Genomic DNA, 15416 nt, shown 5'->3' with positions numbered 1-15416 from the left:
GGTAAAATCCTGCGCTTGTTTTTATCAGCACGGTTCGTGTTCAAGTTCGTGAGATCCCCATGTCAGACAACAGCCAGAAAAAAGTAATCGTCGGTATGTCCGGCGGCGTCGACTCTTCCGTTACCGCCTATCTGTTACAGCAACAGGGCTATCAGGTCGCTGGGCTGTTCATGAAGAACTGGGAAGAAGACGACGACGAAGAGTACTGCTCCGCCGCGACCGATCTGGCCGACGCGCAAGCGGTCTGCGACAAGCTGGGCATCGAACTGCACACGGTGAACTTTGCGGCGGAATACTGGGACAACGTGTTTGAGCTGTTCCTGGAAGAGTACAAGGCCGGCCGCACGCCGAACCCAGACATCCTGTGCAATAAAGAGATCAAATTCAAAGCCTTCCTGGAGTTCGCCGCCGAAGATCTGGGGGCCGATTTTATCGCCACCGGCCACTACGTGCGCCGCCAGGACGTGGACGGCAAGAGCCGCCTGCTGCGCGGCGTCGACGGCAACAAGGATCAGAGCTACTTCCTCTACACCCTGAGCCACGAGCAGGTGGCGCAAAGCCTGTTCCCGGTCGGCGAGCTGGAGAAGCCGGAGGTGCGCCGCATCGCCGAGCAGCTGGAGCTGGTCACCGCCAAGAAGAAAGATTCTACCGGCATCTGCTTTATCGGCGAGCGCAAGTTCCGCGACTTCCTCGGCCGTTACCTGCCGGCGCAGCCGGGCCCGATCGTCAGCGTTGACGGCCAGACCGTCGGCGAACACCAGGGCCTGATGTATCACACCCTGGGCCAGCGCAAAGGGCTGGGCATCGGCGGCCTGAAAGACAGCAGCGAAGATCCGTGGTACGTGGTGGATAAAGACGTGGCCAACAACGTGCTGGTGGTCGCCCAGGGGCACGATCACCCGCGCCTGATGTCTACCGGCCTTATCGCGCAGCAGCTGCACTGGGTGGATCGCCTGCCGCTGAGCGGCCCGTTCCGCTGCACGGTGAAGACCCGCTATCGCCAGCAGGATATCCCTTGCACCGTGACCCCGCTCGACAGCGAACGCATCGAAGTGCGTTTCGACGAACCGGTCTCCGCCGTCACACCCGGCCAGTCGGCGGTGTTCTACCAGGGCGAAATCTGCCTCGGCGGCGGCATCATCGAACAGCGCCTGGCGTAACTGCCCGGCAAAAGAAAAACGCTGCGTTTACCGCAGCGTTTTTTTATTCAAAATTCCACCTGCGCCCCCAGTTCGATCACCCGATTCGGCGGGATTTCGAACAGATCCGGCGCGCGCAGCGCATTGCGCTGCAACAGCTGGAACACCTTGCCGCGCACGCGCAAATACCAGGGCCGCTTGCCCAGCACCAGCGTATCGCGCGACATAAAGAACGAGGTCTCGTTCATGGTGAAGCTCATCCCCTCCAACCCACAGCGGTAAAGGATGTCCGTGACGTTGGGCGTCTCGCGCCAGCCGTAGCTCGCCACCACCCGCCAGAAACTCGCCGACAGCTGTTCGATCGCCACCCGCTGCACGTTATGCACGTACGGCATGTCGGTGGTGACGATGGTCAGCAGCACCACGCGCTCATGCAGCACCTTGTTGTGCTTCAGGTTATGCAACAGCACCAGCGGCACCGCGTGCGGCGTGCGCTCCATAAACACCGCGGTGCCCGGCACCCGCTTCGGCGGCGCCTCCTCCAGCGACTCGATCAGCGCGCTCAGCCCCTCCTGGTTGTCGCGCAGCCGGCGGATCAGACGCGAACGCTCGGTCTTCCAGGTCAGCATGATCAGCAGAATCATCAGCCCAAGCACCACCGGCAGCCAGCCGCCGGTCGCCAGCTTGATCAGGTTGGCGCCGAACAGCGGTACGTCGATGCACAGCATGATCAGCAGCATCAGCCCGCCCAGCGCGCGCGGCCAGCCCCAGTTTTTCACCGCCACGATGCTCAGCAAAATCGACGACAGCAGCATGGTGCCGGTCACCACGATGCCGTAAGCCGAGGCCAGGTTGCTGGAGTGTTTGAAACTGATAATCACGATCAGCACCGCCGCGAACAGCAGCCAGTTCACCACCGGAATGTAGATCTGCCCGGACTCCTGATCGGAGGTATAGATGATGCGCATCGGCGGCAGGTAGCCCAGCCGCACCGCCTGGCGCGTCAGCGAGAACACGCCGGAGATTACCGCCTGCGAGGCGATCACCGTCGCCAGCGTGGCGATCACCAGCAGCGGGATCAGCGCCCAGGTCGGCGCCAGCAGGAAGAACGGGTTGTTGATCGCCGCCGGATTGGTCAGCAGCAGCGCCCCCTGGCCGAAGTAGTTCAGCACCAGCGCCGGCGCCACCAGCGTAAACCACGCCAGACGGATCGGCTTTTTACCGAAGTGGCCCATATCAGCGTACAGCGCTTCGGCGCCGGTGACCGACAGCACCACCATGCCCAGCGCAAAGAACGACACCGTCTTGTATTCGAGGAAGAAATTCACCGCCCAGTAAGGGTTCAGCGCCCGCAGCACGCCAGGGTGCTGCAGAATGCCGCCGATGCCCAGCAGCGCGAGCGTCAGGAACCAGATAACCATCGCCGGGGCGAACAGTTTGCCGACGCTGCCGGTGCCGCGCTTTTGTATCGCGAACAACGCGGTCAGCACCAGCAGCGACAGCGGCACGATAAAGCTGTCCAGTTCGGGGGCGATAATCTGCAGCCCCTCGATGGCCGAAAGCACCGAAATGGCCGGGGTGATCACCCCGTCGCCGTAAAAGAAGCTGCCGCCCACCAGCCCGATCAGCACCGCCGCCGGCACCCAGCGCGCATCCAGCCTGCGGATCGCCAGCGACATCAGCGTCAGGATCCCGCCCTCGCCGTCGTTGTCGGCGCGCATCACGAAACAAATGTATTTAATGGACACCACCAGCGTCAGCAGCCAGAAAATCAGCGACAAAAAGCCGTAGATTGAGGCCGGCGTCATGGTGATGCCCTCCTCCGCCGTCAGGCATTCGCGCAGGGTATACAGCGGGCTGGTGCCGATATCGCCGTACACCACGCCGATGGCCGCCAGCGTTACCGCCGGCAGCGGCTGCTTGTTTTTTACGTGCATATGAAGATCTTTATTTGAGGGCTCACGTTGGCAGTATAGATGCAGCCGCCGCACTTTATTTGCCGCCGCAACAATAAGTTCGCACCGCCGCGCCGGCGATTTTCGCCGCCTGTCTGCGCAGTTCTGCGGCGTACGGCGCCTCCGCCTCGTCTCGGGCGTATTAGACGCTGGGTTTAGCCTCGATTTTGTGGCATGATCCGCGGCATTCGTTGTCATCGTTGTTACAGCCACGCCCGTTCGTTACCGTTCGCGGCCGCCGCCGTTACCCCTGCGATACACACAACCTTATGCAGTAAGCCATGTACCGTTCACAGCGTTTACAGGAGTAATCGTGGCGAAGAATTATTATGACATCACGCTGGCCATGGCGGGTATCAGCCAGTCGGCGCGTTTGGTTCAGCAGTTGGCCCATGAAGGGCAATGCAACCGCGAAGCCTTTCAGACCTCGCTGAAAAGCCTGCTGCAGATGGACCCGCCCTCCACGCTGGCGGTGTTCGGCGGTGAAGAACGCAATTTGATGGTCGGCCTCGAAACCCTGATGGGCGTGCTTAACGCCAACAACAAAGGGCCGGGCGCGGAACTGACCCGCTACACCATCAGCCTGATGGTGCTGGAGCGCAAGCTCAACGCCAACAAACAGGCGATGAACACGCTCGGTGAACGCCTCAGCCAGCTCGAACGCCAGCTGGCGCACTTCGATCTTGAGTCGGACACCATCATCAGCGCGCTGGCCGGCATTTACGTCGACGTGGTCAGCCCGCTCGGGCCGCGCATCCAGGTGACCGGCTCGCCGGCTATCTTGCAGAACCCGCAGGTGCAGGCCAAGGTTCGCGCCACGCTGCTGGCCGGCATTCGCGCCGCCGTGCTGTGGCAACAGGTCGGCGGCAGCCGCCTGCAGTTAATGTTTTCCCGTAATCGTCTGTTCAAACAGGCGCAAAATATCGTTGCTCATTGTTAATCGATCCCAGGAGTTGCTACCGATGGAATTATCCTCACTGACCGCCGTTTCCCCCGTTGATGGACGCTACGGTGATAAAGTCAGCGCACTGCGCCCCATTTTCAGCGAATACGGTCTGCTGAAATTCCGCGTACAGGTTGAAGTACGTTGGCTGCAAAAACTGGCGGCCTGCGCAGAAATCAAGGAAGTTCCCGCTTTTGACGCCGACGCAAACGCTTTCCTCGACAAAATCGTCGCGGAATTCAATGAAGAAGACGCTCAGCGCATCAAAACCATCGAGCGCACCACCAACCACGACGTGAAAGCGGTCGAGTATTTCCTGAAGGAAAAAGTGGCGGCGGTGCCTGCGCTGCACGCGGTGTCCGAGTTCATCCACTTCGCCTGCACCTCCGAAGACATCAACAACCTGTCGCATGCGCTGATGCTGCAAAGCGCCCGTCAGGACGTGGTGCTGCCTTACTGGCGCAAGATCATCGACGCGCTGAAAGGGCTGGCGCTGGAATACCGCGATATTCCGCTGCTGTCGCGCACCCACGGCCAGCCGGCGACCCCGTCGACCGTCGGCAAAGAATTCGCCAACGTGGCTTACCGCATGGAGCGCCAGTACCGCCAGCTGGAGCGCGTGGAGATCATGGGTAAAATCAACGGCGCGGTCGGCAACTACAACGCCCACATCGTCGCTTACCCGGAAGTGGACTGGCATCAGTTCAGCGAAGCGTTCGTGACCTCGCTCGGCATCACCTGGAACCCGTACACCACCCAGATCGAGCCGCATGACTACATCGCCGAGCTGTTCGACTGCGTAGCGCGTTTCAACACCATTCTGATCGACTTCGACCGCGACATCTGGGGCTACATCGCCCTGAACCACTTCAAGCAGAAGACCATCGCCGGCGAAATCGGTTCTTCCACCATGCCGCACAAGGTCAACCCGATCGACTTCGAAAACTCCGAAGGCAACCTGGGCCTGGCCAACGCCGTGCTGGGCCACCTGGCGGGCAAACTGCCGGTGTCCCGCTGGCAGCGCGACCTGACCGACTCCACCGTGCTGCGTAATCTGGGCGTAGGCCTGGGCTACGCGCTGATCGCCTATCAGGCCACCCTGAAAGGCATCAGCAAGCTGGAAGTGAACCAGGCGCACCTGCTGGACGAACTGGATCACAACTGGGAAGTGCTGGCCGAGCCGATCCAGACCGTGATGCGCCGCTACGGCATCGAGAAGCCTTACGAGAAACTGAAAGAGCTGACCCGCGGCAAGCGCGTGGACGCCGCCGGCATGCAGGCGTTCATCGATGGCCTGGCGCTGCCGGAAGAAGAGAAAACCCGTCTGAAGGCGATGACCCCGGCCAACTACATCGGCCGCGCCACCACCATGGTCGACGAGCTGAAATAAGCGCTTTAGCCTGACAACGCCAAGGCGGCCTGCGGGCCGCCTTTTTCTTTGCTATTCGCCGCGCAGCACCTGCAGCCGGGCTATCTGCCGCCCCTGCGCATCGAAGTTGTCCGCACTCAGCCAGCGCGCCAGCGCCTGCCGCACCGTCGGCCAGCGGTCGGCGGTGATGGCGAACCAGTCGGTATCCCGGCTGCGCCCCTTGACGATCACCGCGAAGCGGAAGTTGCCCTCGTAGCGAAAGCCAAAGCGCAGCGCGGCCTGGCGCGACGGCGCGTTATGACTGTCGCACTTCCACTCGCAGCGGCGGTAGCCCAGCGTGTCGAAGGCATAGCGCAGCAGCAGCGCGATGGCTTCGGTGGCGCTGGAGCGCTGTTTCATCAACGGCGACCAGCTGACGTGGCCGATCTCCAGCACCCCGTTGGCTTCGTCGATGCGCATCAGCGCCACCGTGCCCACCGGCGCATCGCTGGCGGCGTCGAACACCGTCAGATTAACCAGCGCCGGGTTGGCCTGCAGCGTCTCCAGATGCTGCAACATCGCCGCCGGCGTATCGGGCCGTTCGATAGACAGATAGGTCCAGTCGCGGCCGTCCGGCGCCAGCTGAAACGCCTCGAACAGCGCGGCGTAATCCCGCTGCGGCTCGAGCGGCGCCAGCGAACAGAAACGCCCGCCGAGCGTCGCGCCGCCGGGGCGGCGAGCCGGCTGCCAATCCGGCATCGGTTCCCCGATCGGCTGACCATAACGATTCATTGCCATAAACGCCCTCCTGCGATTAACGGGTATAAACGATAAACGAGCTTCTTCTGCCGATTTTGTCGTACAGCGAACGCGCCGGCGCGTTGTACTCCTGGGTCATCCAGTAGACCCGATCGCTGCCGCGCGTCTCTGCCAAGCGATACGCCTGTTCGAACAGCTTTTCCGACACCTTGTGGCCGCGCGCCTGCGGCGACACATAGAGATCCTCGATATAACAATAGCCGACCGCGCTCCAGGTGGACGGATGGAACACCAGGTTCATCAGCCCCAGCAGTTGGCCGTCGGCATCCTGCGCCACCAGCCCGTACACCTGTTCATCCTGCCCCAGGCGTTCGAAGGTGCGATCGGTCACCTGTGGCGCCACGTCGGCGCGGTAAAAATCGAGATAGCCCTGCCACAGCGCCAGCCATTGCGCTTTGTCGTCGCCATTGATTCTGCGGATAGTCACTTCAGGGTTGGATAGGTTCATAGCGCCTCACGGAGTAAGATATTATTTCCATTAGGGAAATAATCGGATAGCGGCAGAATACACCGCACGGCGGCGGTGCAATACGGACCAATTCAAAACGCAGAGCAGACCAATTTTAGCCGTCGCTTGCCACCGACAGCGCGTTGAACACCTGCGCCAGCGTCGCGATAAAGCGCACGATCTCATCCGGCGTATAGGCCGAGAAGCCGAGCACCAACGCCCCGCGCTGCGGCGTGCCGGTGTAGAAGTCCGCCAGGCCGTACAGCCGAATCCCCCGCTCGGCGGCCGCCGCCACCAGCCGCCGCTCCGTCGCCGCATCCGCCAACGGGCAAACCAGCTGCAGCCCGCCCTGCGGCAGCGCCGGGCGCGTCCAGGCCGCCAGGTGACGATGCACCGCGTCGTACAGCGCGTCCAGCCGCGCCTTGTACAGCGTGCGCATATTACGCAGATGCTCGGCGTAGCCGCCCTCGTGCAGGAAGTGGAACAGCGTCATCTGCGCCAGCGCCGACGTGTAGCCGTCCTGAAACTGCCTGGCGGCGACCAATGGCCGCACCAACTGCGGCGGCGCGATCATGAAACCGATGCGCAGCCCCGGAAACAGCGTCTTGCTGAAGGTGCCGATGTACAGCGTGCGCCCGCCGCTGTCCAGCCCCTGCAATGCCGCCTTGGTTTGCCGGTCATAGTTGAACTCGGCGTCGTAGTCGTCTTCGATGATCCAGGCCCGCTGCCGCTGCGCCCACTGCAGCAGCGCCAGCCGCCGCTCGAGGCTCAGCGAATACCCCAGCGGGTAGTGATGGGACGGCGTGATGTAAACGCCCCGTCCGCCGCCCGAGGCCTGCATCAACTGCCCGACGTCCAATCCCTGCTCGTCGATGCCGATCGGCCGCGCCTGCAGCCCCGCCGACTGCACCAGCTTTTTCGCCCCCTGGTAACCCGGCTCTTCGACGAACACCGCATCGCCGGGATCGAACAGCACCTGGGTACACAGCGCCAACGCCTGCTGAGAGCTGGTCACCACGATCACCTGTTCCGCCGTCGCCTTCACGCCCCGCTCCCGCTGCAGATAGCGCGCGATCTCCGCGCGCAGCTCCGGCAACCCTTGCGGATCGGCATACCCCAACAGCCGCTCGCCGTGCCGCCGTAGCGCCTGCTTTTCCTGCTGCAGCCATTGCTCGATGGGAAACGCCCGCAGGTCCGCCAGCGAAGGCGTCAGCGAAGCCTGGCGGCTGGTGTGCGGCGTATGGCTGACCGCCAGCAGCGCCCGGCCGCGATCGCTCAGCTCGCGCTCCGCCAGCCGCGCCTCTTGCCCCGCCGCCGTCGCCAGCAGTTCACGGCCGAGCAGCGTGTCGCAGCGATAACGCACAAAGCTGCCGCGCCCCACCGTTCGGCTGATGAACCCCTCCGCTTCCAGCCGCGCGTAGGTCTGTTCCACCGTGTCGCGCGCCACCGTCAGCCGGGCCGCCAACGCACGGCTCGGCGGCAGCTGCGTCCGCCAGGCCAGTTCTCCGGCGGCGATTAGTTGTATCAGGGCCTGATGCAGCGCCGAACGCCGGGTCAGACCTTGCCGCCGCTGCTGCGCGAAGGCGGCCAGGATCGCCGCGTCGTCCGCGTGTCGTGGGGTATCGCTCATGGGGTATTTGTTTCTCCTGGCTCAGGGGCCGACGCACTACTCTACCTCATTTCCTCCCAGCGGCGGCAGCAGTTGCGCTGCCCGGCGAAATCCCCTTAAATAAGCCATCGCATTGCGGCTACAGGACTTCCGTCGGCTATGAGCAAGGAGACCAACCAGCGTCTGCTGGACAAACTGCAGCAGGATCTGGCCAGCGCGGGCGCGATGCCGCTGTATTTGCGCTTCAACGCCTCGGTGCGCCAGGCCATCGAGCAGGGGTTGCTGAATGCGGGGGATTTTTTGCCCAGCGAGCGCCTGTTCACCGAACGGCTTGGCATCTCGCGCATCACGGTGCGCAAGGCGCTGGCCTGCCTCGAGCAGGACGGCATCATCGGCCGTTCGCGCGGCTACGGCACCTTTATCCAACCGCAGCGGCCCAAGCCGAAGCTGTTCTATTCATTGGCGGACGTCAAAGGATTCTCACGCGAGGTAATACAGCAGGGGCGCCGGCCGGATACGCAGTGGATCAGCCGCGAACGGATACCCGCCGGCGCTGAACTGGCTGAAAAGCTCCAGCTGGCGGCCGGAACGCCGATCTACCAGCTCAAACGCATTCACCTGATCGATCGGCGGCCAATGTCGGTGGCGGTGTCCTACGTAGTGGTGACGGCGATTGCCAACGTCGACGAGATCGGCATCTCGCTGTACGATTACTTCCGGCGCAATAAGGTGGAGATGGGATCGCTGCGCAGCCAGGTCAGCGCCGCGATGGCCGACGACGATATCCGTCAGGCGCTGCGGCTCTCGGAGCCGATGCCGCTGCTGATCGTGCGCCAAACGCTGTTCGACCACCAAAAAAAGCCGATCGAATACAGTGAAAGCTTCTGCCGCAGCGACATGTACGAATTTACCAGCGAAAGCTGACCCGTTGCGTCACGCGGCGGCTTACGCCTCGCCCTGCCGGCGGCGGCGAAAACGCGCAAACGCCTGAACGTAAGCCCCGATATCCAGCGGATTCACCCGTTTTAACTCCGCCAGCAGCCCCGGCTCAATCGCCTCGGCGCCGTGCAGCGCGCCGCAAACCGCGGTGGCCATCGCGCCGATGGTGTCGGTATCGCCGCCCAGGTTGGCGCACAGCACGGCGCACCGGGTAGGATCGGTTTGCGCCAGCTGCACCATCGCCAGCGCTGCGGGTACCGACTCGATGGTGCTCACCCCAGCGCCGATCAGCTGATATACCCGCTCGGAGGCCTGCTCGGTGTCGGTGGCTTCATCCACCACCTGAAACGCCAGTTCGATGCGCGCCGCCAGCGAAGGGCTGAACGTCGTCTCCTGCCGGCGCTGGGCATACTCCGCCACCTCCGGCAACGCCAGGCGAATGGAGGCCCAGTCAGCCCCTTCCACCGCCCGCGCGACGGCCCAGGCGATCGCCACGGCACCGGCGACGGCGATGTCGGATTTGTGCGTCGGGCTGCAGGCCAGCCACACCTGCTGGCAGAAATCCTCCAGCGGCGCGGAAGGCAGCACGCAGCCCAAAGGCGAAATGCGCATCGCCGCACCGTTGGTGATGCCGTTGTTTTCCAACTCGGCGATCGGCGTGCCCGCTTTTTGCTCGCTCAGCGCCAGTTTGGAACTGGGGCCAAGAATGTTCTTGTTGAAAGCGTCAAAACCGTCCACCCAGCGGATCACGTTGCGGGCGATCAGCTCCGGCACCACCTCGCCTTGCGCCTCCACCAGCGCATCGGCCAACGCCAATGCCATCGCGGTATCGTCGGTATATTGCCCGGCCTTGAAATAACAGGCGGCGGTGTTCTCCGCCGGCCCGTCGAGAAAGCCGTCTATCCAGCCGAAGTGGCGCTTAACCCGCTCGCGCGGCCACAGCTCGGAAGGCATGCCGAGCGCGTCGCCCAGCATCTGTCCGTAAAGTGCGCCCGCTATGCGTTCCGCCTGGGTTAACTGCTTCATCCGTCGCTCCTGAGAAAATGTGCCGATGCCTCAATAATACCTTATTAGTACCTTTAAAGCTTATCAAGCGCCCCGGCTCACACGTTCTTTCCGCGGGCAATGCCCAGCGCGTTTAAGTTGCGTTTAACGTCGCCCCGCCGCTGTTTATCCGACGTTTATCAGAACTTGTCGATAATGTCGGCGAACAAATTGATAACGCTTATTTTAATACATTGCTTCGGCTCTCTTGCGAGCCGGGCGGGTTATACCTACCATAGCCTCAGCACTTTTTGTCAACATGGTTCAGGTGGCCGCGTTATCCCCTGACACGCCGCAGAGCGTGTTCCCTTTTTATCGCGTGGGTGACAGGACGTTCACCCGCATAGTCACAGGAGTTCGCCATGCGAGTACTGGTTGTTGAAGATAATGGTCTGCTGCGCCACCACCTTTCCGTTCAGATGCGCGAGATGGGCCATCAGGTCGACGCGGCCGAAGACGCCAAGGAAGCCGATTACTTCCTGCAAGAGCACGCGCCGGATATCGCCATCGTCGATCTCGGCCTGCCGGGTGAAGACGGCCTGAGCCTGATCCGCCGCTGGCGCGCGCACCAGGCCAAGCTGCCGATCCTGGTGCTGACCGCCCGCGAAAGCTGGCAGGACAAAGTGGCGGTGCTGGAAGCCGGCGCCGACGACTATGTCACCAAGCCGTTCCACCTGGAAGAAGTGATCGCCCGCATGCAGGCGCTGATGCGCCGCAACAGCGGCCTGGCTTCGCAGGTGATCGTGCTGCCGCCGTTCCAGATCGATCTGTCGCGCCGCGAACTGAGCGTCAACGATCGGCAAATCAAGCTGACCGCCTTTGAATACACCATCATCGAAACCCTGATCCGCAACGCCGGCAAGGTGGTGAGCAAGGATTCGTTGATGCTGCAGCTCTACCCGGACGCCGAGCTGCGCGAAAGCCACACCATCGACGTGCTGATGGGCCGCTTGCGCAAGAAGGTGCAGGCGGAATACCCGCATGAAGTGATCACCACGGTACGTGGCCAGGGCTATCGTTTTGACGCGAAGTGAACATAATGTTCAACAAGAATAAAAAACCGTTTTCGCTGCGTGCCCGCTTCCTGATGGCGACCGCCGGGGTGATCCTGGCGCTGTCGCTCTCTTACGGTTTGGTGGCGGTCGTCGGCTATATCGTCAGCTTCGACAAAACCGCCTTCCGCCTGCTGCGCGGCGAGAGCAACCTGTTTTTCAGTCTGGCGCAGTGGAAAGACAACAAGCTCACCATCGCCATTCCCCCCGATATCGATCTCAACTTCCCGACGCTGGTATTTATCTACGACGATAAAGGCAACCTGCTGTGGAGCCAGCGCAAGGTGCCGGAGCTGGAGAAGCTGATCAACAAGGAATGGCTGGAGGAGTCCGGCTTTTACGAAATCGACACCGACACCCGCGTCAGTAGCGAAGTGCTGGGGGACAACCCCAAAGCGCAGGATCAGCTGAAGAATTACGACGATACCGATCAGAACGCGCTGACCCACTCGGTGGCGGTCAATACCTATGCCGCCACGCCTCGCCTGCCGGCGCTGACCATCGTGGTGGTCGACAGCATTCCGCAGGAGCTGCAGCGATCTGACGTGGTGTGGGAGTGGTTCAGCTACGTGCTGTTGGCCAACCTGCTGCTGGTGGTGCCGCTGCTGTGGCTGGCGGCCTACTGGAGCCTGCGGCCGATCAAGGCGCTGGTCAATCAGGTGGGCGAGCTGGAGAACGGCGAACGCGATCAGCTGGATGAGAACCCGCCCAGCGAGCTGCGCGGGCTGGTGCGCAATCTGAACATTCTGGTGCGCAACGAACGCCAGCGCTACACCAAGTACCGCACTACCCTGTCGGATTTGACCCACAGCCTGAAAACGCCGCTGGCGGTGCTGCAAAGCACCCTGCGCTCACTGCGCAGCGGCAAGCAGACCACCATCGAAGAAGCCGAGCCGATCATGCTGGATCAGATCGGGCGCATCTCGCAGCAAATCGGTTACTACCTGCACCGAGCCAGCATCAACTCCGGCCAGACGGTGCTGACGCGCGAGATCCATTCGGTGCCGGCGCTGCTCGACAGCCTGGTGGTGGCGCTGAATAAGGTTTATCAGCGCAAAGGGGTGGTGATCACGCTGGACATCTCGCCGGAAGTGACCTTTATGGGCGAGAAAAACGACTTTATGGAAGTGATGGGCAACGTGTTGGAAAACGCCTGCAAATACTGCCTGGAGTTCGTGGAGATCACCTCGCTGCACTCCGAGAAAAACCTCACCATCGTTATCGACGACGACGGCCCGGGGATCCCGGAAAGCAAGCGCCAGCTGATCTTCCAGCGCGGCCAGCGGGTGGATACTCTGCGCCCCGGCCAGGGCCTGGGTTTGTCGGTGGCGGCGGAGATCATCGAGCAGTACGACGGCGAAATCGTCATCAGCGACAGCCCGCTCGGCGGCGCGCGCATGCAGGTCACCTTCGCCCGCCAGCACGACACCCACCACAACGAGTAAATTATGCCGCTGCGGCCCCGATCCACGGGGCCAAACTTCCGTTATAATCGCACACAGGCTCACTCCTCTCTCCTGGAATAGAACATGGATTATCAATTAGACCTGGACTGGAACGATTTTTTGCAACGTTATTGGCAAAAGCGTCCGGTGATTCTGAAGCGCGGCTTCAAAAACTTTATCGATCCGATCTCCCCGGATGAGCTGGCCGGGCTGGCGATGGAAAACGAAGTGGACAGCCGCCTGGTCAGCCACCAGGACGGCCGTTGGCAGGTCGCGCACGGCCCCTTCGAGAGCTTCGATCACCTGAGCGAAAACAACTGGTCGCTGCTGGTGCAGGCGGTGGACCACTGGCATGAGCCTTCCGCGGCGCTGATGCGCCCGTTCCGCCAGCTGCCGGACTGGCGGATGGATGACCTGATGATCTCCTTCTCGGTACCGGGCGGCGGCGTCGGCCCGCACCTCGATCAGTACGACGTGTTCATCATTCAGGGCACCGGCCGCCGCCGCTGGCGCGTCGGGGAAAAAACGCCGCTGAAACAGCACTGCCCGCACCCGGATCTGCTGCAGGTGGAGCCGTTCGACGCCATCATCGACGAAGAGATGGAGCCGGGCGACATTCTCTACATTCCGCCGGGCTTCCCGCATGAAGGCTACGCGCTGGAAAACGCGCTCAACTATTCGGTGGGCTTCCGCGCGCCGAACGGCCGCGAGCTGGTGAGCGGCTTCGCCGACTACGTGCTGGCGCGCGAGCTGGGCAGCAAACGCTACGGCGATCCGGACGTTAAACTGCGCGAACACCCGGCGGAGATCCTGCCGCAGGAAGTGGACGCCTTACGGCAGATGATGCTGGATCTGGTGCAACAGCCGGAACACTTCCAGCACTGGTTCGGCGAGTTCATCTCCCAGTCGCGCCACGAGCTGGATCTGGCGCCGCCGGAGCCGCCGTATCAGGCCGGGGAAATCTACGAGCTGCTGCAGCAGGGTGAAGCGCTGCAGCGCCTGGGCGGGTTGCGCGTGCTGCGCGTCGGCGATCGCTGCTTCGTCAACGGCGAGCTGATCGACACCGACCAGTTGCAGGCAGCAGACGCCCTTTGCCAGCACTTCAGCGTCGACGCCGCCCTGCTCGGCGACGCGGTGGACGACCCGTCGTTCCTGGCGCTGCTGACCGCACTGGTCAACAGCGGCTATTGGTACTTTAACGACTGAGTTCTCGGGGCGACGGCGCCTACTGAATATGTCTACCGGCCCGCTTATGCGGGCCTTTTCTTTAGGGGGAAAAAGCTGGCCCGCCCTCAACAATACGTTTCTATCAAGACCTCAATTTATCCACCACACGAATACCCCTATTATTATTATTTTGAAAGTAATGCGTACCACATAAAATCAAACAAACCATTGCTTCTCAGCCCCACTGACGTTATTTTTAATGCCATTCACTGAATTATTTACAATACTAATTAATACAAGGTGTTATCCATGCAAATTATTTATCCTGATGATTATTCAAACCTAGGCAGACCGGATGAAAATTTTGCCGAGGAATTTACCTGCGTCAAAGATAGAGGAATACGCTGCTTTCTACTTTCCTCAGAAGCCGCAGCATTAGGAAAAACCCGTTTTTCGGGCCGCTTTGAACCAGGCATACCGGTAATCTGGCGTGGTTGGATGCTGAATGCAGAGGAGTATCGCCAACTGCACCGTACGGTAGCAGCTAATGGAGGGGAAATGCTTGAATCCCCGGATGACTATTTGCGTAATCACCATATAACCGGCTGGTATGAGCCATGTAAGTCATATACCGCAGAGACCGTGCTCGCCACGGCTGATACCGATTTCGACACTCTGGTCACCCAACTTTGTTGGCCCGCCTACTTTGTTAAGGATTATGTGAAATCGCTGACCACATCCCGAGGCTCGGTAGCTCACAATGCCGCCGAAATCAGAGAGGTTATTAAACTGATTGCGCATTACCGAGGGGAGCTTGAAGGCGGCGTTAGCTTAAGACGCTTTGAAAACTTGATTGACGACAGTGAGCGCCGATACTTTTCGCTAAACGGCCAGGTTTTTTCCGCCGATGGCGAAATACCTGATATCGTTCATCAGATCGCATCGCGTATTAAAACGCCTTTTTATTCGATCGATATCGCCAAAAATGCCAATGGCGAATTGCGCCTAATCGAAATAGGCGATGGTCAGGTATCGGATACCAAAGAGTGGAACGTTGCAGACCTGGTTACTGCATTTTGTATAGCGGGCGGTTAACACCCCATTAAATTCGAGTGGCTATAAGTAAGGTCAGCGTATCCAAAAAAACCTCCATCATGTGAATAACCGGGGTGATGCAGGCCATCTGATTCGCTGTACGTTATCGATATTTGATGTCACTACCGTCCCCGTATGCATAGGGGTTGCTAGTGCCAAAAAATAAAAATGCGCTATGTTAAAAGGACATTCTTTCTGACCTGACAGCATCTATCACTGTAGATTTCCAGATAAGCTAACGTCTCGACGCATCTAAATCAGCAATATTAGAATATCGGACTACAATACTAATGCCCACCATAAGCAAACATGAGTAGGTAAAAGCACCCAATAAACTTTCTTTACTGGGTGCTAAGAAAACCCTCTTTCTCATCGTCATGATGGGAGAGCGTGTCTATTTATTTACAAAATAT

13 protein-coding genes are annotated in these 15416 nt (G+C 60.7%); 8 read left to right on the top strand and 5 right to left on the bottom strand.

Annotated features, from left to right (window positions below; genetic code table 11):
* Positions 1–59: 59 nt before the first annotated feature.
* On the top strand, positions 60–1160 hold the full coding sequence (gene mnmA, locus ABTW55_RS21895) for a tRNA 2-thiouridine(34) synthase MnmA (RefSeq protein ID WP_033638220.1): 1101 nt from the start codon (positions 60–62) through the stop codon (positions 1158–1160).
* Positions 1161–1207: 47 nt separating this feature from the next.
* Here mnmA and kup read toward each other — a convergent pair whose 3' ends face one another.
* On the bottom strand, positions 1208–3076 hold the full coding sequence (kup, locus tag ABTW55_RS21890; protein ID WP_033638219.1) for a low affinity potassium transporter Kup: 1869 nt from the start codon (positions 3074–3076) through the stop codon (positions 1208–1210).
* A gap of 331 nt (positions 3077–3407) precedes the next feature.
* On the opposite strand from kup, the gene hflD reads away from it, so the two are divergent.
* Both hflD and purB read left to right on the top strand, forming a co-directional pair.
* Positions 3408–4034 (top strand): high frequency lysogenization protein HflD, encoded by a 627-nt coding sequence (hflD, locus tag ABTW55_RS21885; RefSeq protein WP_033638217.1) that lies wholly within the window; start codon positions 3408–3410, stop codon positions 4032–4034.
* A gap of 22 nt (positions 4035–4056) precedes the next feature.
* Complete coding sequence (gene purB, locus ABTW55_RS21880) at positions 4057–5427, top strand: adenylosuccinate lyase (protein ID WP_033638215.1); 1371 nt, start codon at positions 4057–4059, stop codon at positions 5425–5427.
* A 51-nt stretch (positions 5428–5478) separates the two neighbouring features.
* On the opposite strand, the gene ABTW55_RS21875 is transcribed toward purB, so the two are convergent.
* The 3 genes from ABTW55_RS21875 to ABTW55_RS21865 form a co-directional block, all read right to left on the bottom strand.
* Positions 5479–6183 (bottom strand): GNAT family N-acetyltransferase, encoded by a 705-nt coding sequence (locus tag ABTW55_RS21875; protein WP_041034758.1) that lies wholly within the window; start codon positions 6181–6183, stop codon positions 5479–5481.
* A gap of 16 nt (positions 6184–6199) precedes the next feature.
* The gene (locus ABTW55_RS21870) at positions 6200–6652 is read right to left on the bottom strand and encodes a GNAT family N-acetyltransferase (RefSeq protein ID WP_060425347.1); all 453 of its coding nucleotides are present in this window, start codon (positions 6650–6652) and stop codon (positions 6200–6202) included.
* 115 nt (positions 6653–6767) lie between these two features.
* The gene (locus ABTW55_RS21865; RefSeq protein ID WP_060425345.1) at positions 6768–8282 is read right to left on the bottom strand and encodes a PLP-dependent aminotransferase family protein; all 1515 of its coding nucleotides are present in this window, start codon (positions 8280–8282) and stop codon (positions 6768–6770) included.
* Between the two features lie 138 nt (positions 8283–8420).
* Between ABTW55_RS21865 and ABTW55_RS21860 the strand changes: the two genes are divergently transcribed.
* On the top strand, positions 8421–9185 hold the full coding sequence (locus tag ABTW55_RS21860) for a GntR family transcriptional regulator (protein WP_060425343.1): 765 nt from the start codon (positions 8421–8423) through the stop codon (positions 9183–9185).
* Between the two features lie 21 nt (positions 9186–9206).
* Here the strand turns inward: ABTW55_RS21860 and ABTW55_RS21855 are convergent, their stop codons facing one another.
* The gene (locus ABTW55_RS21855; RefSeq protein WP_060425342.1) at positions 9207–10226 is read right to left on the bottom strand and encodes an ADP-ribosylglycohydrolase family protein; all 1020 of its coding nucleotides are present in this window, start codon (positions 10224–10226) and stop codon (positions 9207–9209) included.
* 380 nt (positions 10227–10606) lie between these two features.
* Here ABTW55_RS21855 and phoP point away from each other — a divergent pair, with 380 nt between their 5' ends.
* The 4 genes from phoP (at position 10607) to ABTW55_RS21835 (ending at position 15003) form a co-directional block, all read left to right on the top strand.
* Positions 10607–11278, top strand: a complete 672-nt coding sequence (phoP, locus tag ABTW55_RS21850; RefSeq protein ID WP_033638204.1) for a two-component system response regulator PhoP — start codon at positions 10607–10609, stop codon at positions 11276–11278.
* Between the two features lie 5 nt (positions 11279–11283).
* Positions 11284–12741 carry a two-component system sensor histidine kinase PhoQ gene (gene phoQ, locus ABTW55_RS21845; protein WP_033638202.1) on the top strand — a complete coding sequence of 486 codons (1458 nt, stop codon included), beginning with the start codon at positions 11284–11286 and terminating at the stop codon, positions 12739–12741.
* An 84-nt stretch (positions 12742–12825) separates the two neighbouring features.
* Complete coding sequence (locus tag ABTW55_RS21840) at positions 12826–13947, top strand: cupin domain-containing protein (RefSeq protein ID WP_004941161.1); 1122 nt, start codon at positions 12826–12828, stop codon at positions 13945–13947.
* 270 nt (positions 13948–14217) lie between these two features.
* Positions 14218–15003, top strand: coding sequence for an ATP-grasp domain-containing protein (locus ABTW55_RS21835; protein WP_060420719.1), 786 nt, complete (start codon positions 14218–14220; stop codon positions 15001–15003).
* Positions 15004–15416: the final 413 nt, after the last annotated feature.

This window comes from Serratia sp. SM04, from assembly GCF_040280225.1.
In the GTDB taxonomy this organism is placed as follows: Bacteria; Pseudomonadota; Gammaproteobacteria; order Enterobacterales; family Enterobacteriaceae; genus Serratia; species Serratia sarumanii.
This window is presented reverse-complemented; position numbering and strand designations above follow the sequence as displayed.

Bases quoted from the DNA above. Each gene is read 5' to 3' on its own strand.
- ABTW55_RS21875 (WP_041034758.1), bottom strand. From the start codon at position 6,183: ATGGCAATGAATCGTTATGGTCAGCCGATCGGGGAACCGATGCCGGAT.
- ABTW55_RS21840 (WP_004941161.1), top strand. From the start codon at position 12,826: ATGGATTATCAATTAGACCTGGACTGGAACGATTTTTTGCAACGTTAT.
- phoQ (WP_033638202.1), top strand. From the start codon at position 11,284: ATGTTCAACAAGAATAAAAAACCGTTTTCGCTGCGTGCCCGCTTCCTG.
- kup (WP_033638219.1), bottom strand. From the start codon at position 3,076: ATGCACGTAAAAAACAAGCAGCCGCTGCCGGCGGTAACGCTGGCGGCC.
- ABTW55_RS21855 (WP_060425342.1), bottom strand. From the start codon at position 10,226: ATGAAGCAGTTAACCCAGGCGGAACGCATAGCGGGCGCACTTTACGGA.
- purB (WP_033638215.1), top strand. From the start codon at position 4,057: ATGGAATTATCCTCACTGACCGCCGTTTCCCCCGTTGATGGACGCTAC.
- mnmA (WP_033638220.1), top strand. From the start codon at position 60: ATGTCAGACAACAGCCAGAAAAAAGTAATCGTCGGTATGTCCGGCGGC.
- ABTW55_RS21835 (WP_060420719.1), top strand. From the start codon at position 14,218: ATGCAAATTATTTATCCTGATGATTATTCAAACCTAGGCAGACCGGAT.
- ABTW55_RS21870 (WP_060425347.1), bottom strand. From the start codon at position 6,652: ATGAACCTATCCAACCCTGAAGTGACTATCCGCAGAATCAATGGCGAC.
- ABTW55_RS21865 (WP_060425345.1), bottom strand. From the start codon at position 8,282: ATGAGCGATACCCCACGACACGCGGACGACGCGGCGATCCTGGCCGCC.
- ABTW55_RS21860 (WP_060425343.1), top strand. From the start codon at position 8,421: ATGAGCAAGGAGACCAACCAGCGTCTGCTGGACAAACTGCAGCAGGAT.
- phoP (WP_033638204.1), top strand. From the start codon at position 10,607: ATGCGAGTACTGGTTGTTGAAGATAATGGTCTGCTGCGCCACCACCTT.